21 protein-coding genes are annotated in these 23,536 nt (G+C 40.8%); 13 read left to right on the forward strand and 8 right to left on the reverse strand.

All coding sequences use genetic code 11. The features are described 5' to 3' along the window. Positions 1–15 precede the first annotated feature (15 nt). The 4 genes from Q7657_RS14850 (at position 16) to Q7657_RS14865 (ending at position 4,044) form a co-directional block, all read left to right on the forward strand. Entirely contained in the window at positions 16–933 is a 918-nt protein-coding gene (locus Q7657_RS14850; protein ID WP_107165084.1) for a phosphotransferase, read from the forward strand. Positions 934–1,001: 68 nt separating this feature from the next. Next, complete coding sequence (locus Q7657_RS14855; RefSeq protein WP_258178206.1) at positions 1,002–1,841, forward strand: DUF6279 family lipoprotein; 840 nt, start codon at positions 1,002–1,004, stop codon at positions 1,839–1,841. Positions 1,842–2,026: 185 nt separating this feature from the next. Next, positions 2,027–2,566, forward strand: a complete 540-nt coding sequence (gene ycfP, locus Q7657_RS14860) for an alpha/beta hydrolase YcfP (protein WP_053988284.1) — start codon at positions 2,027–2,029, stop codon at positions 2,564–2,566. Between the two features lie 188 nt (positions 2,567–2,754). Beyond that, a complete protein-coding gene (locus Q7657_RS14865; RefSeq protein WP_053988283.1) occupies positions 2,755–4,044 on the forward strand; it encodes an NAD(P)/FAD-dependent oxidoreductase in 1,290 nt (429 codons plus the stop codon). Between the two features lie 84 nt (positions 4,045–4,128). Here Q7657_RS14865 and bamJ read toward each other — a convergent pair whose 3' ends face one another. The 5 genes from bamJ to Q7657_RS14890 all read right to left on the reverse strand — a co-directional run bounded on the left by bamJ (position 4,129) and on the right by Q7657_RS14890 (position 9,738). Continuing rightward, positions 4,129–4,602, reverse strand: coding sequence for a BamJ family beta-barrel-assembly machinery protein (gene bamJ, locus Q7657_RS14870; RefSeq protein WP_053988282.1), 474 nt, complete (start codon positions 4,600–4,602; stop codon positions 4,129–4,131). A 94-nt stretch (positions 4,603–4,696) separates the two neighbouring features. Continuing rightward, a complete protein-coding gene (locus Q7657_RS14875; RefSeq protein WP_053988281.1) occupies positions 4,697–4,936 on the reverse strand; it encodes a YecH family metal-binding protein in 240 nt (79 codons plus the stop codon). A 123-nt stretch (positions 4,937–5,059) separates the two neighbouring features. Then, a complete protein-coding gene (locus Q7657_RS14880) occupies positions 5,060–5,614 on the reverse strand; it encodes a GNAT family N-acetyltransferase (RefSeq protein ID WP_053988280.1) in 555 nt (184 codons plus the stop codon). An 85-nt stretch (positions 5,615–5,699) separates the two neighbouring features. Next, on the reverse strand, positions 5,700–9,161 hold the full coding sequence (mfd, locus tag Q7657_RS14885; RefSeq protein WP_107165086.1) for a transcription-repair coupling factor: 3,462 nt from the start codon (positions 9,159–9,161) through the stop codon (positions 5,700–5,702). Then, complete coding sequence (locus tag Q7657_RS14890) at positions 9,154–9,738, reverse strand: PilZ domain-containing protein (protein WP_053988278.1); 585 nt, start codon at positions 9,736–9,738, stop codon at positions 9,154–9,156. Before Q7657_RS14890 ends, mfd begins: the two co-directional genes overlap by 8 nt. A gap of 255 nt (positions 9,739–9,993) precedes the next feature. Here Q7657_RS14890 and lolC point away from each other — a divergent pair, with 255 nt between their 5' ends. The 5 genes from lolC to Q7657_RS14915 all read left to right on the forward strand — a co-directional run bounded on the left by lolC (position 9,994) and on the right by Q7657_RS14915 (position 15,160). Next, complete coding sequence (lolC, locus tag Q7657_RS14895) at positions 9,994–11,199, forward strand: lipoprotein-releasing ABC transporter permease subunit LolC (RefSeq protein ID WP_053988277.1); 1,206 nt, start codon at positions 9,994–9,996, stop codon at positions 11,197–11,199. Continuing rightward, a complete protein-coding gene (gene lolD / locus Q7657_RS14900; protein ID WP_107165087.1) occupies positions 11,192–11,884 on the forward strand; it encodes a lipoprotein-releasing ABC transporter ATP-binding protein LolD in 693 nt (230 codons plus the stop codon). Before lolC ends, lolD begins: the two co-directional genes overlap by 8 nt. Further along, positions 11,884–13,131, forward strand: coding sequence for a lipoprotein-releasing ABC transporter permease subunit LolE (gene lolE, locus Q7657_RS14905; RefSeq protein ID WP_053988275.1), 1,248 nt, complete (start codon positions 11,884–11,886; stop codon positions 13,129–13,131). Before lolD ends, lolE begins: the two co-directional genes overlap by 1 nt. 286 nt (positions 13,132–13,417) lie before the next feature. Then, entirely contained in the window at positions 13,418–13,969 is a 552-nt protein-coding gene (locus Q7657_RS14910) for an outer membrane beta-barrel protein (RefSeq protein WP_107165088.1), read from the forward strand. A gap of 651 nt (positions 13,970–14,620) precedes the next feature. Next, positions 14,621–15,160, forward strand: a complete 540-nt coding sequence (locus Q7657_RS14915; RefSeq protein WP_107165089.1) for an outer membrane protein — start codon at positions 14,621–14,623, stop codon at positions 15,158–15,160. A gap of 281 nt (positions 15,161–15,441) precedes the next feature. Here Q7657_RS14915 and Q7657_RS14920 read toward each other — a convergent pair whose 3' ends face one another. From Q7657_RS14920 to Q7657_RS14930, 3 genes are all read right to left on the reverse strand, one after another. Next, the gene (locus Q7657_RS14920) at positions 15,442–16,110 is read right to left on the reverse strand and encodes a DedA family protein (protein WP_053988273.1); all 669 of its coding nucleotides are present in this window, start codon (positions 16,108–16,110) and stop codon (positions 15,442–15,444) included. Positions 16,111–16,695: 585 nt separating this feature from the next. After that, positions 16,696–17,256, reverse strand: a complete 561-nt coding sequence (locus Q7657_RS14925; RefSeq protein WP_053988272.1) for an HdeD family acid-resistance protein — start codon at positions 17,254–17,256, stop codon at positions 16,696–16,698. 288 nt (positions 17,257–17,544) lie between these two features. Further along, positions 17,545–18,072, reverse strand: coding sequence for a DUF2062 domain-containing protein (locus Q7657_RS14930; RefSeq protein ID WP_053988271.1), 528 nt, complete (start codon positions 18,070–18,072; stop codon positions 17,545–17,547). A gap of 31 nt (positions 18,073–18,103) precedes the next feature. On the opposite strand from Q7657_RS14930, the gene Q7657_RS14935 reads away from it, so the two are divergent. From Q7657_RS14935 to Q7657_RS14950, 4 genes are all read left to right on the forward strand, one after another. After that, a complete protein-coding gene (locus tag Q7657_RS14935) occupies positions 18,104–20,419 on the forward strand; it encodes a DNA internalization-related competence protein ComEC/Rec2 (protein WP_107165090.1) in 2,316 nt (771 codons plus the stop codon). Between the two features lie 165 nt (positions 20,420–20,584). After that, on the forward strand, positions 20,585–22,342 hold the full coding sequence (gene msbA / locus Q7657_RS14940; protein WP_107165091.1) for a lipid A ABC transporter ATP-binding protein/permease MsbA: 1,758 nt from the start codon (positions 20,585–20,587) through the stop codon (positions 22,340–22,342). After that, positions 22,342–23,376 (forward strand): tetraacyldisaccharide 4'-kinase, encoded by a 1,035-nt coding sequence (gene lpxK / locus Q7657_RS14945; RefSeq protein ID WP_107165092.1) that lies wholly within the window; start codon positions 22,342–22,344, stop codon positions 23,374–23,376. Before msbA ends, lpxK begins: the two co-directional genes overlap by 1 nt. Continuing rightward, positions 23,357–23,536, forward strand: a complete 180-nt coding sequence (locus Q7657_RS14950) for a Trm112 family protein (protein ID WP_008986784.1) — start codon at positions 23,357–23,359, stop codon at positions 23,534–23,536. The genes lpxK and Q7657_RS14950 overlap by 20 nt, the downstream gene beginning before the upstream one ends.

Here is a 23,536-nt window from a genome sequence, read left to right on the forward strand (position 1 = left end):
CGGTACGATTTAGTAATGAAAGATAACGAGCGCTTTGATCCTACACCGTTGTCCCTGTTACCAGACGCACAATTTCTAGCAGCGACGCCTCTTTCTGGAGGATTAACCAATCGCTGCTGGAAATTATCGTTATATCACCCCTCAACTCAATCTTCTGCTGATTATGTATGGCGACCATTAACTCAATCGGCATATATGTTTGGTGTTAATCGCCAACATGAATATCAATTACTGCAAGCTATTGCTGAAAGTGGTATTGCACCTAAGCCTTATTCATTATTACCGCCGTCATCATCAATGAATGAACAGGTATTAATAGTTGAGTGGCTAGAAGGAAAGCAAGCTGCTGATGATGTTTCTGATACACAGCTATGCCAATTGCAAGCGCAGATCCATGCATTACCTTTGCCGGAACATCGCTTAGAAGTAAAACAGCGCTTATCATTTTATTGGCAACATATCCCCGAGCAATTTAAGTCCATTCAATTAGTGGCGATTCATCACTATTTTCAAGCGCAATCTCTGCCTCAGTATTTTTCAGATACTTGCTGCCATTTTGATTTAGGGCGATACAACATCATTGTTCCAAGCGATCAAAAGTTGCTTGCACAGAGTGAGCCAGTGAGTTTAACCGTGATTGATTGGGAATATGCGGCTGCTGGCGATCCATCGTTGGATTTAACCATGACGATTTTAGCAAATGGTTTAGATCCTGAGCGTGCCGTCATGGATTATTGTCGAGCAAGGCAGCAATATGACGATACCTTTGTTGTTAATCTTGAATATTGGCTTGAGGCTGTCAGTGCATGGCAACCTTGGTGTGAGTATTTAGCTCTGCTTTGGTATCTTGTGGGCTATCAAGTGTGGGGAGATAAAGATTATCTTCATCAAGCTGATATCTTAGAGCAAAAGTTAGCGTCACTCGTAAATTAATCATCCTGCCATTGTGATGATGGCAAGCTATGATTATTGTTGAAGCGTTTGTACAAGGAGCTGTACTGATGTGGAAAAGAATATTAATAGCGATATTGATGGCCGTTATGCTATCAAGTTGCACTTTCAAGTTAGGCTATAATTCGCTTGATTTTTGGATTGATTATTATCTGTCTGATTATATTGATCTTAATTCAGCTCAACAAAGCCAGTTAGAGCAAGGCTTAGATAATGCACTTGCTGAACATCGCAAACAGATCTTGCCTCAATTTCATCGTTTAATTTTTTCTCTCCAAAACGATTTGAAACAGCCACTCACTGCCGAACAAATTGCCCATTATCACGATGCTTTCACCAAAGCAGGACAAGCCTCTGCTGTTGTTTTCGTTGCGCCTATTATTAAAGTGGTTAAAACAATGAGTCCAAAGCAAGTCAGTGAGAGCTTGCAAGCGATTCAAGCCGAGCTTAGTAAACGTAAAAAAGAACGTTTAGAAAAAACAGCGAAAGAGCGCTTACAAGATAGATACGATGAACTTGAAGACAAAGCGACAGATTGGATAGGGCGGTTAACTCAATCGCAGAAGCAGTTGCTCATGCAATTAGCGCAATTGCAATTACAGCAATCAACAGTATTTCAAAATATGGCACAGAATAATCTGTCACAGTTAACGAAGGCATTAAAACAGCGCAGTACGCCTGAATTTGAACAAATTATTACTCTGCAAGTAAAAAGGATCGTTGCATTAGAAAGTTCGGTATATCAGTCGCAACTCGATAAATATTTGGCACAGCGGTTTGAAATAATGCAGCAGTTAAACCACAGTTTAAGCCAGCAACAGTTAAAGCATTTGCAAGCAGAGCTCACAGATTGGCGTAAAGACATCGCAGAATTAATCCAAAACCGATAGTCGTGCTGGTGCTGCATTGTGAACTGAGATGATTGGAATATCGATATATAGCTAGATTGTTGCAAAGTTTGCAGCGAAGATCATAAATTTTACAATCGCTCTGTTAAACCCTAATAAAAGTGTTAGATTTATACAGTCCGAAATGAGGACAGGAAGATATTTAGTGAAAGCGAGAGGGAATTGAAATGATTATTTATTTGCATGGCTTCGACTCAACAAGCCCTGGTAATCATGAAAAGGTTTTGCAGTTGCAGTTTATCGACCCTGATGTCCGCTTTGTAAACTACAGCACCCTTCATCCTAAGCATGATATGCAACACTTGCTAAAAGAAGTGCACAAGCTGGTGGATGAAAGTAAGGATGAGTCACCATTGATTTGTGGTGTGGGGTTAGGGGGCTATTGGGCTGAGCGTATTGGCTTCTTATGTGGGATTAAACAAGTCATTTTTAACCCAAATTTACACCCAGAATTGAATATGGAAGGGCGCATTGATCGCCCAGAAGAATATTCTGACATTATGACGAAATGTGTTGCTGATTTTCGTAAAAAAAATGCAGGTAATTGTCTCTGCATACTTTCAACTAATGACGAAGTATTAGATAATCAAGCTACAAAAGATGAGCTAGATCAATTTTATGACATTATGTGGGATGAAAATGAAACACATAAGTTTAAAAAGATCTCGCAACATCTACAAAAAATAAAAGCGTTTAAAGCGCAATAATAACGAAACATACTACCTCCTACATTTCAGACGGATCATAGATCCGTCTGCCTACATATGTGACCTTACAGGTCTCAGATACCTTGTTGCCTAGCAGTCTGATTGCTCAACAAATAATCAAAAAACAGTCTGTTATGCAATTAGGTATTTGTCGGTTTTAAAATTCATAAATTAAAGAGGAAGTAATCTTGACTCGAATTATCGTTGTTGGAGGCGGTGCAGGTGGCTTAGAGCTTGCTACTAAGTTAGGTCGTACCCTTGGTCGTAAAGGTCGTGCAGAAGTTACTTTAGTGGATCGTCGTGCAAGTCACTTATGGAAACCATTGCTACATGAAGTAGCAACAGGTTCATTAGATGCGGGTGTTGATGCTATCAGTTACCGTGCACATGCGAAAAACCATCACTTTGATTTCCAAATGGGCTCATTAGAAGGCATTGATCGTGATAATAAAACCATCACGCTTGCTGCACTGTATGATAAGCAAAATGAATTGTTAGTGCCTGAGCGTACGTTGGAGTACGATATTCTTGTACTAGCAATTGGCTCAACATCAAATGACTTTAATACTCCGGGTGTTCGTGAGCACTGTATTTTCCTTGATAGCCCAGAGCAAGCACACCGTTTCCGCTCTGAAATGAACAACCAGTTCATGAAGTTGCAAAACAATAAAGACCAACAAACTGTAGATATTGCGATTGTTGGTGCAGGGGCTACAGGTGTTGAGCTATCAGCTGAGCTTCATAACGCAGTTAAAGAGTTGCATAACTACGGTTTTGGTGATTTAGATAGCTCGCGTTTAAACGTAAACCTAGTCGAAGCAGGCGATCGCATTCTTCCTGCGCTACCACCTCGTATTTCTCAAGCGGCACACAGTGAGCTAACAAAACTGGGTGTAACCGTTCGTACGGGTACTATGGTAACGAAAGCCGATGAAACCGGTTTAACAACCAAAGATGGCGATCATATCCCAGCACAAATCATGGTGTGGGCTGCAGGTATTAAAGCGCCTGACTTCATGAAAGATATTGCTGGTTTAGAAACGAACCGTATCAATCAGTTAGTGGTTAAGCCAACACTACAAACAACACGTGATGATGATATTTACGTGATTGGTGATTTAGCATCATGCGTACAAGAAGATGGTTCATTTGTTCCGCCTCGTGCACAGGCTGCCCACCAAATGGCAAGTCGTTGTTTCTCAAACATTGTAGCGAAAATCACCGATCGTGAGCAAAAGCCTTACGTTTACAGTGATCACGGCTCACTTGTATCATTAAGCCGTTTCTCTACGGTAGGTAGCTTGATGGGTAACCTATCAAAAGGTTCGATGATGGTTGAAGGTCGTATTGCACGTATGGTGTACATTTCACTATACCGTATGCACCAAATGGCGCTACACGGCATGTTTAAGACGGGTCTTATTATGCTAGTAAGCCGTATTAACCGTGTGCTTCGTCCAAGCTTGAAGCTACACTAAGTTTTGCTTTATTAAGTAAATAAAAAACGCCAGCATGATTGCTGGCGTTTTTGTTTCAAGTCGTTTAATTGAACTTGTTGGCACTTAGTTGATTTTGAATAACTCAACATCAAAGATCAGTACAGAGCCCGGTGGAATGCTACCTGCACCGTTATTGCCGTAAGCAAGGTTAGCCGGGATAAATAAACGGATTTTTTCGCCTACAACCATGTGTTGTAAACCTTCCGTCCAGCCTTTGATCACGCGGTTCAGAGGGAAAGAGATTTTCTCGCCACGATCAACAGAGCTATCAAATACAGTTCCATCAATTAATGTACCGTGATAGTGAACCGTTACACTGTCTGTTGCTTTTGGATGCTCAGTACCTGTGCCTTTTTGTAGAACAAGGTATTGCAAGCCAGAAGGGGTTGTCTGCACACCTTCTTTTAATTTGTTTTCAGCAAGGAAGGTTTCACCTAACTTGATGTTCTCAGCTGCGACTTGTTTATTGTTGTATGAACGATAAAGGAAGAAAGCCAATAAAACGGCAACCACTACGGCGATAACAATTTTTGACACAATAGTATCCTTACAAATGAATTTATTGCATCTTACCATTTCACTGTGTTTCTAACAGCATGAAAACGTAAAACAATGGGGCAGATAACAGCTTTTAGTGATGACACATATTCGCAATATTGGCAGTGACGATATCATCGTTGATTGTTACTTTGTTTTTCTCAACAAAGAACTGAAGCAGTTGCTCAATGCTGAGATCTTTTAGCTTACAGGTATAGAAGGTTGCATCAGCACCGAACTGGTCTTCTACTTTGGTTTTAAGTGTTGCTAGGGTGTATGGCGTGTCTGATTCGATTAGTAAATTTAAGATATCGTGAGCATGAAAAGTGTTCATAATAAGGTTGTCCTTGTTTATTTTTTGCTATTTGGAAGCAGCATAACCCAAGGACAAAGCGTGAACGTTGATTTGAATTAATAAATGGTATTTTAAATGCAACTATTGGTTTTGTATTTAAAACTACATCATTAAATCTGCTGGCACCAGCGAGAAAACTAGCCCATCGAGAGGTTTGTTGTGATAGAAAATGCGATTACGTGCTTCACATTCAAATTGTGCATTACAAGCTTTAGCTGTTTTTTGACTAGCGTAGTTATCGATGTGAGTAACGATTTCTAATCGTGTTAACCCTAACATTTGAAAAGCAAATTGTACTGCTGCAACGTTGGCTTCAGTCGCAAAGCCTTGTCGGTGATAACTGCTTCTGATCCAATAGCCCAAATTAGCACTGTTAGTCATTGGAATAATGGCACTGAGTGAAACGGTACCAATAAACTCGTCATCAAAGCGGTTAAAAATCGCAAATTCATAGCTAAAATCTGTTTGCCAACTTAGTCTACTGGCATTAATCCATTCATGGGCATCATGTTGATCAAAACTGCTATCACACCATTCTAACCATGGCGATAAATCAGCTGTCGATTCATGTACAGCTGTAAGAAAATCGGTCAAATCTGCACTTTTGAATGGTCGGAGAATGAGCCGAGGCGTAGAAAGTTCGAAATCAAGTTTCATGGCTATCCTGCCTATAAAAGAAGAGAAAAGCGTGGAATGAAAAGTACTGATCCAAAGAGATCAGTACTTTCTGTCTGTTACTTAGTTACAGCATGTTTTGACGAAATTGCTCAAGCAGATCTTCAAGGAATTTAATGCGTTTCTTGCGATCTGATTGTTCAGCCAAAATCTTCAGTTTGGTTGGTCCTTCCATTCTAAAGATGTTGGGTTGGGTTTGAAGCAAACCGACTAAGAACGTTGGGTTAATCGCTGCATTTTGATCAAATTCAAAATAGCCGCCTTTCTCACCATTCTCAATTTTCTTAATACCAATCGTTGCTGCTTTCAGTTTGACATGGTTAACCGTCAGTAAGTTTGCCGCTGCATCTGGTAATAAGCCAAAGCGATCGATTAATTCGACTTTGATTTCGTTTAGCTCATTATCATCTTTAGCACTTGCAATGCGCTTATACAGTGATAAACGGGTATTGATATCAGGAATGTAGTCATCAGGTAATAGTGCAGGAATACGCAGTTCCACTTCGGTTTGCTGCTTCAATAAGTCATCTAATGATGGCTCTTTGCCTTCTTTTAGGGCTTCAACCGCTTGCTCTAGCATTTCCATGAATAAGCTAAAGCCAACGGATTGAATTTGACCACTTTGCTCATCACCCAATAGTTCACCCGCACCACGAATTTCTAAATCGTGGGTTGCAAGGGTAAAGCCAGCACCCAGATCTTCAAGTGAAGAAATCGCTTCTAAACGTTTAACCGCATCTTTAGTCATGCGCTTAGGATGTGGTGTTAATAGGTAAGCATAGGCTTGGTGATGGGAGCGACCAACACGACCACGTAACTGGTGAAGCTGCGCTAAACCAAGGTTATCGGCACGATCCATAATAATGGTATTGGCCGTTGGAACATCGATACCCGTTTCAATAATCGTGGTACAAACTAATACGTTGAAACGCTGGTGGTAGAAATCCCCCATGATTTTTTCAAGTTCACGTTCACGCATTTGACCATGAGCAAAAGTCACACGCGCTTCTGGGATAAGTTTCGCCAGATCTTCGGTCGTTTTCTCAATAGTATCGACTTCGTTATGAAGGAAGTAGACCTGGCCACCACGACTAATTTCACGTAATACTGCTTCACGGATCACGGCATCTTCTGATTGGCGAACAAAGGTTTTGATCGCTAAACGACGAGCAGGAGGCGTTGCGATAATCGATAGATCGCGCATACCACTCATTGCCATATTCAACGTACGAGGAATTGGCGTCGCGGTTAGGGTTAAGATGTCGACATTGGCACGGATCGCTTTGATTTTCTCTTTCTGACGAACACCAAAGCGGTGCTCTTCATCGACAATTAATAGACCTAAATCGTGATAGTTAACACTGCTATTAAGTAGCTTATGGGTACCGATCAGAATATCGATTTTACCTTCTTCAACATCGGCTAATATTTGCTTTTGCTCTTTCGCCGTTTTAAAGCGAGAAAGCACTTCAACTCGAATTGGCGTGTTAGCAAAACGGTCACGGAAGTTTTCAAAGTGTTGCTGGGCAAGCAGGGTTGTTGGTACTAATACAGTGACTTGCTTGTTGTTATCTACTGCAACAAAGGCTGCACGCATCGCAACTTCGGTTTTACCAAAGCCAACATCACCACAGACTAAACGATCCATTACTTTGCTTTGGCACATATCAGACAATACGGCATTAATCGCAAGTGCCTGATCATAGGTCTCTTCGTATGGGAAACCTGCACTGAACTCGGCATAGGCTTCACGATCAAGCGTGAATTTAAAGCCCGGTTTTAGCTCACGTTTAGCATAAACATCCAGTAACTCAGCAGCAACATCACGCACTTTTTCAGCGGCTTTTTTACGTGCCTTGGCCCATGTTTCACCACCCAGTTTATGGATTGGTGCGGTTTCTTCTGCACCACCAGAATAGCGGCTTATTAAATGGAGCGATGCAACAGGGACGTATAGCTTTGCGCCACCTTGATATTCAAGGGTAACGTATTCAGTTTTGATCCCGCCAGCTTCAAGGGTTTGTAAGCCTTGATAGCGACCAATACCGTGATCGATATGAACGACAGGTTGACCAATTTGCAGTTCAGCAAGGTTGCGAATAATAGTATCGGCGTTAACGGTGGTTTTCTTATCATCACGACGTCGACGCTGGACAATACGTTCGCCCAAGATGTCACTTTCACATAAGAAAGCAACGCTTGGATCATCAAGAATAAAGCCATTTTCAGCAGGACCAATGACTAAGCTATGTTTCGTTGGGTTATCTAGCGCTTCATCTAATGTTTTGCAGACCAGTGGGCGCACTTTAATTCGAGCGAGAAGATCTAATAAGGCTTCACGTCGACCTTCAGAAGCGACAGAGAAAATGACTTTACCTTGGAACTGTTCATCAAAACGACGAAGTTCGGCAAAAGGCTCTTTTAGCTGATGGTTGATAGTGATGCTTGGCACGGGTTCTAATTGCGGATTAAAACGTCCTGCTTTGTCATCATCAACGGTTTCTGGCTGGATGCGAACACGAGGCAAGGTTTTAAAGCCTGCGAACATTTCGTCTTTAGTTAGCCATAGCTCTTTAGGCTCAAGTAATGGACGAAGTGGATCAACACGACGTTGATCGTAGCGGTAATCAGCATCAGCAAGGAAAGTATCGACGGCTGGCTCTAGTTCACCTAAGGTCACTAGTAGCGCATTGTCTGGCAGGTAATCAAATAAAGTTTCTGTTTTATCAAAAAACAGCGGTTGCCAGTACTCGATACCTGCAGGCCAAGTGCGCTTGCTGACTTGTTGGTAAATAGATTCAGGTTCCCTACGGGCTTCAAAGCGTTCACGCCAGCGCATACGGAAATTTTCGACCGCAATTTCATCGGTTGGGAATTCATGTGCTGGCAGTAGATTAATACTGTCAATTTCGCCGGTTGAACGCTGGTTATCAGGATCAAATTGGCGAATGGAATCTACTTCATCGTCAAAGAAATCAATACGATAAGGAGACTGGCTACCCATTGGGAATAGATCGAGCAATGAGCCACGGCTGGCATACTCACCATGTTCCATTACTTGATCGACATGGCGATAACCTGATACTTCAAGTTGCAGACGTAGTCTTTCCAGCGACATACGATCACCATTTTTCACCATTAACGCATGTTGGTGAATAAATTCGCTCGGTGTTAGACGCTGTAACAGAGTGCTAATAGGAACCAAAATAATGCCATTTTTCTGCGTTGGCATTTTGTATAAGCGTGCTAAACGCTCGGAGATAATGTCTTGGTGTGGCGAAAAATTATCATATGGTAGTGTTTCCCAATCAGGAAAAACATTCACATCCACATCACAAAACTGGCTAATTTCTGGCTGTAGTTTCAGTGCCGTTTGGGTATCTGGCACTACTGCAAGAATAGGGCCGTTATGCGACGCTGCGATTTCTGCAAAAGAAAGCGCCAGTGCCGCGCCTTTGATATTACCAATGTAGCGGTTATCCCCAGCCTTACTAGGTAAAGGTATTGAAAGTAACTGTTTGTTATTCATCGTTATTATTTAATTGTCTTTGTTGAGCACGTTGGCGTAAGAGCTTTTGCTGGCTATATAAAGCTGCGCGGATCAGCAAATCACGATCATCTTCTAATAAGCGGGTATAACGCAGTTTAATAATAAATTTATCATCGCTAGCAAGGCTTTCTGTGATTTCAGCGTAGCAATAAATCGCCGCCGCTGGGTAGTCTAAAAACAGTTTTACTTTAACATTTTCGCCAATGTGATAGGGCTTTGAACTGGTAAAACTTAGGTTGCTTGCGCCAAACGTTAAGGTGGTAAAACGGTAAGCAGGATCATCTTGTTGTGAAAGTACGTAAGACAAGAGGAGGTTGATTTTACTATTTTGTGCCGCAAGGTAATCCATTAGTGCCTGCGTTTCATTTTTATTGAAGCTGGCAAATAGACGATCTGCATTATCTTCAAGGTTTGAACATTCGCTGGCTATACGAAAGAGCGGTGGGATCTCACCTTGAAAGTCATGTTCGTTTGGGACGCTTTCATGTTCAGACAAACGTTCAACGTTAATGGTTAGCCCAAGCTGGACTGAGAAGTACTCATCTTGATGTGTCATAACGCACTCACTGCGAAAAAATCCTATTGTTCAAACTAATAATAAGTGTTGATGATATAACGTACAGCAACACTATATTCAGCTTGATTTTATTGAACTGATTATTACTTAGCAGTTACTTGGGAGCAAGTAAACTCGGTTGAGTGTTGATCATTTAGTCACTGAATTTACATTACATTTACTATGTTAGATGGTAATTAATGGTGTGAACGAGTATTCTTGAGCAACCCAATAAAGGAGTGGTTTCTCTATCCTATGTTTCATCCAGTTTCTTTTTTCATCGGCTTACGTTACTTGCGTGGTCGATCGGGCGATCGCTTTAGTCGCTTCGTCTCCTACATGTCTACCGCAGGTATTACGATTGGTGTAATGGCACTGATTACCGTTATGTCAGTGATGAATGGTTTTGAAGACCAATTAAAAGGTCGAATTTTAGGCGTGTTACCGCAAGCGGTTGTATCAAGTGCTGATGGGCGTGTACCGCTCTCAGAAAATGCACCTGAAGTCTTAAGAAAATTACCTCATGTCGTAAATGTAACCGCTATTACCCGTGGTGAAGCAATCATTCAAAGTGCAAGTTCTATTACAGCGGGCACTATGATTGGTATTGAACCTAACCAATATGAGCCGATTGCCAAACATCTAATGGTGGGGAGCTTATCGTCGCTAACACCGGGCAGTTTTAAAGTGATTATTGGCCAAGCTATGGCGGTATCTCTTGGGGTACAACCAGGTGATAAAATTCGCTTAATGGTAACCAGTGCGAGCCAATTCACGCCGCTTGGTCGTATGCCGAGCCAACGTAATTTTGAAGTGGCTGGTATTTATGACACGGGTTCTGATGTTGATCAGCAATTGGTGTACACGAATATTTCAGATGCCGGCCGATTGCTGCGCTATAAACTCGATCAAATGACCGGTTGGCGTTTATACCTTGATGATCCGTTTACCGTTCCTGAACTGAAAGAGAAATTACCAAAAGGTTGGACATGGTCTGACTGGCGCGACCAACGTGGTGAGCTTTTCCAAGCGGTTAAGATGGAAAAGAACATGATGGGGTTAATGCTAGGTCTGATCATTGGTGTGGCAGCATTTAATATTATCTCTGCTTTAGTCATGGTGGTGATGGAGAAGCAATCTGAAGTCGCTATTTTAAAAACACAAGGGATGACACATCGCCAAGTGTTAACGATCTTTATGGTTCAAGGCGCAAGTAGTGGTGTAATTGGGGCACTACTCGGCGGCTTGTTTGGCGCATTAATGGCACATAATTTAAATAGTATTCTTTCCGTATTGGGTGTCGATTTAGCTTCCATTGGCGGCACGTTACCATCGGTAATTGAACCACTACAAATTCTATTGGTTATTTTAGGGGCTATTAGCTTGAGCTTATTAGCGACTGTTTTTCCTTCTTATCGTGCGGCCGCTGTCCGTCCTGCTGAGGCTCTTCGTTATGAATAATGCGTTGTTATCTTGTCATCAACTTTGTAAAACCTATAAAGAAGGGCAATTTGAGACAGAAGTTTTAAAACAAGTGAATTTAGATATTGCTGATAATGAGTTAGTGGCAATTGTCGGTTCATCAGGTTCAGGTAAGAGTACTTTACTGCACATTTTAGGCGCGTTGGATGAACCAACCGACGGTGAAGTTTTCTTTAAGGGACAGCGTTTAGATACCTTAAGTGCCAATAAGCAAGCGAAAATCCGTAATCAAGAGATTGGTTTTGTGTATCAGTTTCACCACCTACTTGCAGACTTTACTGCAGTTGAAAACGTGGCAATGCCATTGTTAATTGCTGGTGTACATGTTGGAGAAGCTAAAACTCGTGCACAAGATATGCTTTCAATGGTGGGATTAAGTCATCGTCATGATCACCGTCCATCAGAGTTAAGTGGTGGTGAGCGTCAACGTGTTGCCATTGCTCGTGCGTTAGTGAATAACCCATCTATTGTGCTTGCAGATGAACCAACGGGTAATCTTGATCATAAAACAGCACTAGAGATTTATGATTTGATGCGCAAGTTGAATGCTGAATCAGGTACGGCATTTTTAGTGGTTACTCACGATAGTGAATTAGCAAGTAAGCTTGATCGCTGTATGCACATGCAAGATGGCGTGTTATCACAAGTTGTGGTGGAGGCTTAATGTTTCGCCCTCTCTCTTTATATATAGGTAGCCGTTTTAACCGTTCTAAAAAACGTAACCGTATGGTGTCATTTATTTCAATGTCATCCATGTTAGGGATTGCTGTAGGTGTTGCGGTGATCATTGTTGGTTTATCGGCAATGAACGGTTTTGAACGTGAATTGGAAACACGTGTGCTATCGGTGATCCCGCATGGTGAGTTACAAGCGGTGGAACCACCATTAAATGATTGGCAGCCGTTAGTTAAACAAATTGAAAAGCACCCAGATGTAACTGCCGCAGCACCTTATGTTGAATTTACGGCATTGCTTGAAAAAGGCACCAAACTTAAAGCGGTTGGCGTTCGTGGCGTTAACCCGAAAGAACAATTAAAAGTCAGTGAATTACCTCGTTACGTGAAAAATAATGCGTGGAGTAAATTCAGTGCAGGTAAAAAAGAGGTGATTCTAGGTCAAGGTGTGGCACAAAAGCTTGATCTAAAAGTAGGGGATTGGGTTACAGCTATGATCCCTAACTCTGATCCTGAAATGAATAAACTTCGTGCTCCACATCGTATTCGTTTACAGGTAGCAGGTATTCTTGCGTTAGGTGGCGAAATCGATCATAAATTAGCGATTGTTCCACTGGCGGATGCACAAAAATACATGGATATGGGAAGCGGTGTTTCTGGTATTCAAATTAATGTTGATAAAGTGCTTGAAGCTCAGCGTATTGTTAAAGAAGTGGGTAATACTCTGCCTGTTTATGTGTACCTGAAAAGTTGGACGCAGCAATACGGTTATATGTACCGTGATATTCAGTTGGTTCGCACAATCATGTACCTCGTTATGGTACTGGTTATCGGCGTTGCATGCTTTAATATCGTTTCTACATTGATGATGGCAGTAAAAGATCGTGCTTCTGATATCGCGATTTTACGTACTATGGGTGCAAGTGATCGTTTAGTGAAATCGATCTTTATATGGCATGGTGTATTATCTGGCGTATTAGGTAGTGTACTGGGCTCTATTATGGGCTGTTTATTGGCCGTTAATTTGACTCATATTGTTCGTGTGATTGAGAAGATCATTGGTCATCACTTTTTATCGGGTGATATCTACTTTATCGACTTCTTGCCAACGCAATTAGCGTATCAAGATGTAATTATTGTTTCCGTTACTGCTATTTTATTAAGCTTGATTGCGACGTGGTACCCAGCACGCAGGGCAAGTAATTTGCAGCCAGCGCGTGTGTTAAGCGCAAAGTAACAGCTCAATATCATTGTTATGAACGGAGTCTTTTTAAGGCTCCGTTTTTTTTATACCTATGTTTACTCGAGTCTATATATTTGAATATTCAAATTTAATTGTATTTTTATAGTGAATACTGTGATCGTTATTCATATTTAAAAGGAATTATTTAGTATGTTTTATAAATTGTGCTAATTTTCTTCCCACAGCTTGTTGAGTACATTGTAAGTAATCGTGCTTTTTTACTTTCGATTAGTTCAATAAGTAATTTTTAGGGAATGACGTTAACAATTTAGGAATAAAAATGAAAAAGAATGCACTTGGCTTACTTGTAGCACTGTCTGTTTTAGCACCTGTGGCAGCGCAAGCTGCGGTTCAACTACCAGAAGGTACGCAAGAAATTGGTATTTATGGTAAAGCGAAATTAGGCAGTGGCTGGGATGTAAACCTAACAGGTTCTTACGGTTACTTTGTGCAAGATAACTGGGAAGTGGGTGGTACAACTTCTATTCATGCACAAGATGCAAATGATGCATTTACTGGTAAAATTGGTGTGTTTACCGAATATAACTTCGTGAACTCAACTAACTGGGTTCCTTACGTTGGTGCAGCTACACAGCTTGCAGGCCTAACTTACAATGAAGAAGATGGTTCTGAAGGTAACATTGGTAAAGATGGTAGTTCTTGGGCACTTAACGTTAAGTTAGCTGCTGGTGTTAAATACTTTATCAATCCAAACGTAGCATTGACAGGTGAAGTGAACTACAACATCGCTACTGATGATATTGAGTTCTCTGGCGATAAAGCGAAAGATAGTTTAACAAACATCGTATTTGGTACTCGTTTCTACTTCTAAACGAAGTGAAATCAGGTTTAAAAGGCCCGCTTCGTGCGGGTCTTTTTGTATTACAACAATAGTATTTAGCTAAGCTGAAGGATATTAAAAGGCGATACTCTTTAAATATGACTGCTGGCCTGTATAAAAAACAACCTAGCGTGAGGTTGATACTGAGTGTAAAGCGGTTAATTACTTATCACTTTTAGCATTAGGCTTTAATTAGTGCTTCATTCTACCGCTTTAAAATAAGATAAAATAAAAGCATATTAAATAGTTAACTAATATTGATGCTTTTACGGCGGTTTTGATTTTAATTTATACCGCAATATAAAAAATATCCTTTGTTTTACAGTTTTTTGTGAATTTTATTTTTATTTTATTTTTTAGTGTGTGTTTTTATTTACCTTTTTGGTTGTTTTTTAATCTTTGGTGGTGTTGTTCAACTGAAAAATTGAACTTTTTTACTTATAAATTGTGAATGGTGTTCATTTGGAAATTAATTAAGTTGTTTCATTTAACAGTCATGAAACTGCGTGCTAATTTTGTCGCCACTGATTTATGGATACAAGTTGTCGTTATACGGATTGTTACTTCTCTTTAAGTAACTAAGTAAAGGAACTGCATTTAAGTAGACGACTTGTTTAAAAGTAAAAACAATTAGGAAATATAATGAAAAAGAATGCACTAAGCCTTCTAGTGGCTCTATCTGTTCTAGCTCCAGTAGCAGCACAAGCAGCAGTTCAACTTCCAGCTGGTACTCAAGAGATCGGTGTTCAAGGTAACGCTAAACTAGGCAGCGGTTGGCATGCAGATCTTAACGGTACTTACGGTACTTTCGTAAAAGACAACTGGGAAGTGGGTGGTACTGCTACTGTTCGCGCTCAAGATGAAAACGATTCAATTAGCGGTCAATTAGGTGTGTTTACTGAATACAACTTCGTAAACTCTACTAACTGGGTTCCTTACGTAGGTGCTGCTGTTGAAGTTGGTGGTCTATCTCTAAGTAACGAAGGCGCTGACAGCAACTGGGGTGCAAACGCTAAAGTTTCTGCTGGTGTTAAGTACTTTATTAACCCTAATGTTGCTATCACATCTGAAGTTAACTACAGCATTGCAACAGATAAGATCTTCGAAGGTGATTCATACAACGGTGCAGATCTTAAGAACAGCCTAACAAACATCGTATTCGGTACTCGTTTCTACTTCTAAGTTTAAACAAGTATTACGATGTGATAAAAACCCGCCATGTGCGGGTTTTTTTACGTCTAAATTCCACTGAATACTGGACCTCCCAAACATATGGGAGCTTTCCATTTAAGTGGAGGACTCGTCGCTATGTAACAGTGACTTTGTTATGTAATGACAAATAATATATCGAGAGGACGTTAGTTGGGAATAAAGCGGTTGATAGGAAAGCAGATATAAAAAAGAGCCTGCTTCACATAATAGTGATAGAAGCAGACTCTATTTATATGGCTTATTGAAACTGTTTAAGACAATGCGTTACGTTTTTTAACGCGCTTTATAATCCAACTACTTGAAAGGCTAACAATGGCAATTGCCAGAGTAACAAACGGTGCAACCATTAAAATCATAGTCGCTACTTTAGCGATTTTTTCAGGTAGTAAAGTTAATAAATAGCCTAAACCTGTAAGTAGTAATACCCAAGCTGTCGCACTTAGCCAAGCAAAACGGAAAAAGTGGGACTGACTTTTAACACGGAAGCCCATCATTAAAGGTAGCAAAGGGCGCACTACAGGAATAAAACGTGCTACAAACAGAGCTATCACACCATGACGGATCAGCAAGTTATCGACAGTTTGCATCCTGTGCGGTGGTACCATATTCACCCAGCCTTTCACTTTTGGTAAATGATCCAGCCAGCGACCTTGTAAGTAAGCGAGCCAACTGCCAATAGCTGATGCCACAATCAGTAAGAAGACCACTAATTTAAAATCAATGATCCCCATTGCACCTAATGTACCAGCTAAGATCACGATGCTATCGCAAGGTAGCGGTGCTGCCGGTAAAAATGCACTTTCTAACCAGATAACAAATGTCACGCAGACATAAATCATCACCATGCTTTCTGGGTTTTGTAATGCGACAAAATCTTGGTGCCAGAGCGCAGAAAAAATAGATACAAATGAATCAAGCATCTATGTGTCCTTGTAAATAAAATAGAAAAATGAATTGGTTTGATGTTATGAAAACAGCAAATTCCGACTATGTGTAAAACGAAATTGAAAATTGGCGAGAGACAAAAGGTTCTTGCGTTTTAAACACGATTTTTCTATAGGTATCAGAGCGTAAGTTAAAAAGACATTACTCTTTTGCTGTAACAAAGCAAGAAAATGTTCACGCTCGTGATACAAGGGCGCTAGTTTAATCGTTGGTGAGGGAAAACGGTAGCGTTGGGGCGTTGTTAACAGCCCAAGATCTGCATTATATGAGATTGAAGACGATTCAAAATAACTATGGGCATCAATGTGTTCAATATTTGCTGAAACACGATGGCTAAAGAAAGCACTGCATAGTAATAGAGTAAGAATATATAGCAGTTGAGAACAGCGCATTTTATCTCTAACCAACTCAAGTTAATTCACGCACTTATTAGTACTGAAATCACATTGAAAAGCAAATGATTAGTTGTGTATAAATATTGCGAGCAAGATGTTCTTTTAAGTGTAAAAAAGCCCCAACATTCCAATGTTGAGGCAATAGGCTAGTTTATGTTTTTATTTTTACATGTTTCGAATAACTTTCTTCATTTGTGTACCAATGAAGATAAAGCTGAACCCTTCAAAGAGTAGTGATACGCCGACAAAGATCCCTAGTAGAGACATTGAGAATTCAGGATTATTCATCAAACTAAAGAAGTAGATACCGATTGCGGTTGAAATCAAGCCACTGAATACAATCCAACGCCAGCCAGCAAGGTGCTTACGACTATTAAAGCCAAACAACATACGCGTTACGCCGTTAAAAATCATGGTTGCAATCATTAATACAGTGATAGTCACTAAGCCAATGAAAGGTTGACCTAAAATAAATAAACCACCTAGTAAGTAGAATAATGCACTGATCACATACCAGGTTTTGGTTTTCCAATCTGGAATACTGAAAGTGTGGTAAACCTGCACCAATCCGATCACAAGGAAAATAGTGCCGACAATAGTGGTAATTGTCATACCTGCTGCAATAGGTAGGCTGATAGCGAATACCCCGGCTAATGCCACGATAACACCAACAATCACGAACCATTTCCAGCCTTTGTTAAGCATAGAACTTACTGGGTTTTCCATAACGTATCCCTTAAACGCAAAAGAGTAAATTAAGATGTTTTGTCTAATATTAGACCTAATTGTTTGATTGGCTAGTAAATTTTTACTGATAATTAGCAATTTAAGTTTTTGAATACAAAACGTTTTAAAATAATATCATGAAGGGGTAGATCTTGAAGTCACAGTAAAAATGGTTGAAAAATAGAACTGAATATTACTAATGACTGTTTTTCGGTTCTAAAAAAAGTAAGCGGATACAAAAAAGCCTCACATCATTGGAGGCTTTTTTCGTATTTATAGCTGTAGATACTATGGGCGGGCAGAGCCGATTCTAATTTTTCGTTTATTCCAGCTACGAACAACGGAGTAACGCCATAGGCCACGAATACCAAAGTAGCCAATAAGGGCAGATACCACGCTACAAATAAAGCAACCTAGCAAAAATGGAGGACCAATTTGGCTCATTTGGTTTAACAGGAAGTCCCATGATAGCTCGAAGTGGAAACCCACATTAGGGCTATTGAGTACCCAAGCACCAAGTTTATACGCACCATAAAACAGCACTGGCATGGTAACAGGGTTACTTACCCATACAAGAGCAACGGATAGGGGAAGGTTTACACCAAAGAGAATAGCCAAGCCTGCCGCCATGATCATTTGACTAGGAAGCGGAACGAAAGCCATGAATAAGCCAACGGCAAATGCACCCGATGCAGATCGGCGATTTAAACACCATAAGTTCGGGTTATAAAGCACATTACCAAAGATCTTAAGGGCTTTTTGGCGCTTAATCACTTCGTGGCTTGGTAAGAACTTTTTAATAAGATGTCTAGGCATAATCAGTATTTAATCACATGGCGATAACAGTATGTTACAAATAGCATTAGGTATCGCAATAGGTTTTCATACACTGCTGGGTTTATCTGTTATTCCACATTACGGGTGGTATATGACAGGGATAATAGTCAGTGTTGTTATTTATTATTATTGTCGAAACCAGTTTTTATTTTGGTTTTCAATAAGTGCTTTCTTAGCGGCATTAAGTGCCGAACAATATCTTAAAAAGGTTGATGACGTTCCGCTAAATCGGACAAATCTTACCATAAATGTCCGAGTTAGTGCGGTATTAAATGAAAATATACCGAATACGTATTTCGAAGCAGAGGTTATTGATGCATATTTACCCTCAAATCAGGCTGACATCAGTTTATCTTCTTCGCATCGCTTACTTATTTTGTGGCCTGATGCGCCAGTATTAAAGCAAGGTCAGATCTGGCAATTACCTGTTAAATTAAGCCGTATTGTTGGTAGGATCAATCAGGCAGGATTCGATGCCGAACGTCACGCTGTAAGTCGAAACATTCATGGAAGAGCAGTCGTTCGAGTAAGCGGTTCTAACATTCCTGTTCTTATTACTCAACATATAACATGGCGACAGCAGTTATTTGATCGGGTAACGCAACTTACTAATAACATGCCTTATCAAGCGTATTTATTAGCCTTGGCTTTTGGTGAGCGAAGTGGATTAGATAAAGACGATTGGATGAAGCTAAGAGACAGCGGCACTGCGCATTTGTTAGCGATATCAGGCTTACATATTGCTTTGGCCATGCTGTTAGGGTGGATGATTGGCGCAAAGTTAAAGCTATTGTTACCGCAAAAAACGCTATTTATTTGGACACCTATGATCATGGGGTTAACTGTTGCATTGGTCTATGCTTGGTTAGCTGGATTAACGATTCCAACCATTCGAGCATTATTGATGTGTTTGATCATAGGCAGTTTAAAGACAACGGGATCGTATTGGCGGCACTGGCAAGTACTGTTAATGACGCTGTCATTGAGCTTATTACTTGCTCCATTTGCTATTTACAGCGCTTCTTTTTGGTTGTCGTTTTACGCTGTTGCTGTATTAGTTTTATTTAGTGTTGGGCAACGGTATTTTCCATTAGTAAAAATGCCTTACAGCAGATTTTCAACTACACATCTACATGCTTCGTTTCTTCAATTGGTCAAAATTCAATGCTGGCTATTAGTGTTGATGTTACCTATTCAATGGTTATGGTTTGGCGGCATATCTATCGCTGCTCCTATTGCTAACTTATTTGCAGTACCTTGGGTTAGTTTTATTACTGTTCCTCTAGTGTTATTGGCGGTGATAACACTGTGGTTTCCTACTTTATCCAGCATCTTATGGCAATGTGCGAATTGGTCGTTGTTGCCTGTGGTTGAGGGGATAGCTTGGCTGGAAGGGGCATGGTACGGGTTATCAATGTCATATCAGCCAGTCTTATGGTGTGTTGTTATTATCGTATTGGGCGCGACATTATTGCCATTTCGACGTTTTAAATGGCTTTATATTTCGCTACTTTTTCTATCTGTAATGGGGATTCTAAAGCCTAACAATAAGACGTCACAGTGGCAGGTAATGGTACTCGATGTTGGTCATGGTTTAGCGGTGATCATACACAAAGCAGGACGAGCGATACTGTATGACACAGGTAACCGTTGGCAAGAAAGTGTGGTTGCTGGAAGTACGATTTTACCTGTATTGGAAAATATGGGGATCAAGCAGTTGGACTACTTGGTGATCAGCCACGATGATAGCGATCATGCAGGAGGCAAAGCGCTTATTTCTGAAAAATTTTCTCCGCAATATAGCTATAGCAGCAATTATAATGACGAAGAGTATTTTCCTTGTATTAAAGGGCAATCATGGTCTTGGCAAGGGCTGAGTTTTACCGTGCAATGGCCGATACAACAGGTGAGTCGAGCACGAAATCCACATTCATGTGTTGTTCGTATACAAGCAGAAAACGGGCAAGGACCATCTCTGTTATTGACAGGAGATATTGATGCCATCGCTGAGCTAATGTTAGTGAAACTCGCCCCAACACTAACAGCTGACATTTTATTAGTGCCACATCATGGCAGTAAAACATCCTCTACTAATACCTTTCTTGATCACGTTAAGCCTTCATTAGCCTTGGTTTCAACAGGCGTATTTAATTCGTGGAATTTGCCTGCGCAAACAGTCAAAGAGAAATATCAGCAGCGAAACATTCAATGGTTATCAACGGGTAGAGTAGGGCAGATCACCATTGATGTTGATAACGAAAGTTATCAGGTACGCACGCAACGCAGTACGACAGCTACGCAATGGTATCGACCTAAATGGTTATAGAGGTGTCTTCTTCGCTTTCTTGTTGAGTAAAACAATAATATTAAATGATTAATTGTCTTTTTTTTAAGCAAAAGACAATTTTTTCAAAAGGATGAGTGACAAATTTGGTTGAGAGACAAGTTAGAGGTAGAATAGAAAAACTGTATTAGAAATAAATTGGTTTTCATGACTCAATCAACAGAAAAATCATCAAGAGATACTTATAAGCGATTATGGCCTTATATCAGCATCTATAAAGCTGGTTTAGCGGTGGCGGTAATTGCGCTTATTATTAACGCTGTCGGTGATACCCTGATGCTTTCTATGATCAAGCCTTTACTTGATGAAAGCTTTGGTGGTTTCGATAAAATCGATTCAGATTTCCTCGCGATGATGCCAATCTACTTAATTGGCTTAATGATCCTACGTGGTGTAAGTGGTTTTGTTTCAACTTACTGCCTATCTTGGGTTTCTGGTAACGTTGTAATGACGCTACGTCGTCAGTTATTCCAACACTTCATGAAAATGCCAGTTGCATTCTTTGATAAAGAATCTTCAGGTGCATTGCTATCACGTATTACCTACGACTCTGAACAAGTTGCTTCTGCAACCAGTAGTGCGTTAGTCAGTATTGTCCGTGAAGGTGCCTCGATTATTGGTCTTATGGCGTTGATGTTTTGGAATAGCTGGCAACTATCGGCAATTCTGATCGTGATCGCACCTATTGTTGCTTTCAGTATTCGTGTGGTATCGAAGCGTTTTCGTAAGATCTCACGCAATATGCAAGATGCAATGGGCTCTGTAACCTCATCTGCTGAGCAAATGCTGAAAGGTCACAAAGTTGTTTTAAGCTACGGTGGTCAAGAAGTTGAAAAGCAGCGTTTTGATAACGTAAGTAACCAAATGCGTCGCCAAACCATGAAGTTGGTATCAGCTCAGGCGATTGCGAACCCAGTTATTCAGGTTATCGCTTCTCTTGCGTTGGTGGTTGTACTTATTCTTGCAAACACACCATCACTACGTGCTGAACTAACACCAGGTACATTTGCGGTTGTGTTTGGTGCAATGTTTGGCTTAATGCGTCCTTTAAAAGCATTAACGAACGTAACATCACAGTTCCAACGTGGTATGGCTGCGTGTCACACCTTGTTTGAATTGATGGATTTAGAAACAGAAAAAGACAACGGAACTGTTGAAGTTAAACGCGTTAAAGGTGATGTAGAAGTGAAAAATGTCACTTTTACTTACCCAACTAAAGATACGCCAGCATTACGTGATGTGAGTTTTCATTTACCAGCAGGTAAAACATTAGCATTGGTAGGGCGTTCCGGCTCAGGTAAAAGTACCATCGCTAACTTACTGACACGTTTCTACGACATTGATGCAGGTGAGTTAACTCTTGATGGGGTGGAAATTCGCGACTACAAACTAGCGAATCTTCGTGATCAAGTTGCTGTCGTTTCGCAAAACGTTCACCTATTTAATGACACTATTGCTAACAACATTGCTTATGCAAGTCATGATGCTTACAGCCGTGAAGATATTGAACGTGCTGCAGAGCTAGCTTATGCGATGGACTTTATCAAAGACATGGACAATGGTTTAGATACGGTTATTGGTGAGAATGGTGTGAGCTTATCAGGTGGTCAGCGTCAGCGTTTAGCGATTGCTCGTGCATTGCTACGTAATGCGCCGGTGCTTATTCTGGATGAAGCAACATCAGCACTGGATACTGAATCTGAGCGTGCAATTCAAAGTGCATTAGATGAACTGCAAAAAGATCGTACCGTACTGGTGATTGCTCACCGCCTATCAACAATTGAAAATGCCGATCAGATCCTAGTGGTTGATGACGGTGAAATTGTTGAACGTGGAACTCACGCAGAGCTTATCAGCCATGATGGTGCGTATGCCCAGCTTCACCGTATTCAGTTTGGTGACTAATGGCATCACTTATCGAAAAAATGTGGTTTCAGCATCCTCCTAAAGGGGGGATGCTGTTTCTTTATATCCTACTTTGGCCTTTGTTCTGGCCGTTAAGCCGCTTATTTGGCGTGATCAGCCAACACAAACGTCAGCAATATGCTTCTGGTAAAAAAGCAGCATATAAAGCGCCTATTCCTGTTGTGGTAGTTGGTAATATTACCGCAGGTGGTAACGGTAAAACCCCCGTTGTGGTTTGGCTAGTAGAACAACTGCAAGCGCAAGGTTTAAAACCGGGTGTAGTGTCTCGTGGTTACGGTGGTAAAGCACCTCATTATCCGTACTTTGTTGAAGCGACAACGAGTACAGATATTGCCGGTGATGAACCTGTACTTATTCAGCGTCGCACCAATGCGCCTGTTGCTGTTGCGCCAAAGCGCAGTGAAGCGGTGAAAATGCTACTTGAACACAATGTTGATGTGATCATCACCGATGATGGTTTGCAGCATTATGCTCTTGAGCGTGACATTGAAATCGTGGTGATTGATGGTCAACGTCGTTTTGGTAATGAACACTTATTACCACTAGGACCATTACGTGAAACTTGCCAGCGTTTAAACGAAGTCGATTTTCTGATTTGTAATGGTGGTACTGCGCAAGCGAATGAAGCTGCGATGAAGTTGGTACCGACCGATTTAATTAATGTCAAAACAGGTGAGCGCCGCGCAATTTCAACCCTAAATGATGTGGTTGCAATGGCGGGGATTGGGCATCCACCACGCTTTTTTACTACCCTAAATCAATTAGGCGTGACACCTGTGTTATGTCAGCCGTTTGCTGATCACCAAGCATTTGAAAAACAAACATTGTTAGATTTAGCCCACCAAGGGCAGCATTTAGTAATGACTGAAAAAGACGCCGTAAAATGTTACGGCTTTGCTGAAGAAAACTGGTGGTATCTTCCTGTTGATGCAGATATCGCACAGCCTCAGGCTACAGACATTATTAAACGGATCATTGAGGTAAAGGAAACGTATGGATCACCGTCTGCTTGAAATCGTTGCTTGTCCAGTATGTAAAGGCAAGCTGAACTACGATAAAGAAAAAAATGAGCTTGTATGTAAGTTCGATCGTTTAGCTTATCCTATTAATGATGGCATTCCAGTTTTACTAGAGCCAGAAGCTCGTACGTTAAGCTCAGACGAGGTTAAATAA

Origin of the sequence: Candidatus Photobacterium acropomis (genome assembly GCF_030685555.1) — a bacterium.
Classification (GTDB): Bacteria; Pseudomonadota; Gammaproteobacteria; order Enterobacterales; family Vibrionaceae; genus Photobacterium; species Photobacterium lucens.

What these genes read in the sequence shown, in the direction of transcription:
- ycfP (WP_053988284.1), top strand. Translation starts at nt 2,027, where the DNA reads ATGATTATTTATTTGCATGGCTTCGACTCAACAAGCCCTGGTAATCAT.
- mfd (WP_107165086.1), bottom strand. Translation starts at nt 9,161, where the DNA reads ATGAATAACAAACAGTTACTTTCAATACCTTTACCTAGTAAGGCTGGG.
- lolD (WP_107165087.1), top strand. Translation starts at nt 11,192, where the DNA reads ATGAATAATGCGTTGTTATCTTGTCATCAACTTTGTAAAACCTATAAA.
- Q7657_RS14930 (WP_053988271.1), bottom strand. Translation starts at nt 18,072, where the DNA reads ATGCCTAGACATCTTATTAAAAAGTTCTTACCAAGCCACGAAGTGATT.
- msbA (WP_107165091.1), top strand. Translation starts at nt 20,585, where the DNA reads ATGACTCAATCAACAGAAAAATCATCAAGAGATACTTATAAGCGATTA.
- Q7657_RS14935 (WP_107165090.1), top strand. Translation starts at nt 18,104, where the DNA reads ATGTTACAAATAGCATTAGGTATCGCAATAGGTTTTCATACACTGCTG.
- Q7657_RS14915 (WP_107165089.1), top strand. Translation starts at nt 14,621, where the DNA reads ATGAAAAAGAATGCACTAAGCCTTCTAGTGGCTCTATCTGTTCTAGCT.
- Q7657_RS14910 (WP_107165088.1), top strand. Translation starts at nt 13,418, where the DNA reads ATGAAAAAGAATGCACTTGGCTTACTTGTAGCACTGTCTGTTTTAGCA.
- Q7657_RS14850 (WP_107165084.1), top strand. Translation starts at nt 16, where the DNA reads ATGAAAGATAACGAGCGCTTTGATCCTACACCGTTGTCCCTGTTACCA.
- Q7657_RS14855 (WP_258178206.1), top strand. Translation starts at nt 1,002, where the DNA reads ATGTGGAAAAGAATATTAATAGCGATATTGATGGCCGTTATGCTATCA.
- lpxK (WP_107165092.1), top strand. Translation starts at nt 22,342, where the DNA reads ATGGCATCACTTATCGAAAAAATGTGGTTTCAGCATCCTCCTAAAGGG.
- Q7657_RS14880 (WP_053988280.1), bottom strand. Translation starts at nt 5,614, where the DNA reads ATGAAACTTGATTTCGAACTTTCTACGCCTCGGCTCATTCTCCGACCA.
- Q7657_RS14925 (WP_053988272.1), bottom strand. Translation starts at nt 17,256, where the DNA reads ATGGAAAACCCAGTAAGTTCTATGCTTAACAAAGGCTGGAAATGGTTC.
- Q7657_RS14890 (WP_053988278.1), bottom strand. Translation starts at nt 9,738, where the DNA reads ATGACACATCAAGATGAGTACTTCTCAGTCCAGCTTGGGCTAACCATT.
- Q7657_RS14950 (WP_008986784.1), top strand. Translation starts at nt 23,357, where the DNA reads ATGGATCACCGTCTGCTTGAAATCGTTGCTTGTCCAGTATGTAAAGGC.
- lolE (WP_053988275.1), top strand. Translation starts at nt 11,884, where the DNA reads ATGTTTCGCCCTCTCTCTTTATATATAGGTAGCCGTTTTAACCGTTCT.
- lolC (WP_053988277.1), top strand. Translation starts at nt 9,994, where the DNA reads ATGTTTCATCCAGTTTCTTTTTTCATCGGCTTACGTTACTTGCGTGGT.
- Q7657_RS14920 (WP_053988273.1), bottom strand. Translation starts at nt 16,110, where the DNA reads ATGCTTGATTCATTTGTATCTATTTTTTCTGCGCTCTGGCACCAAGAT.
- Q7657_RS14875 (WP_053988281.1), bottom strand. Translation starts at nt 4,936, where the DNA reads ATGAACACTTTTCATGCTCACGATATCTTAAATTTACTAATCGAATCA.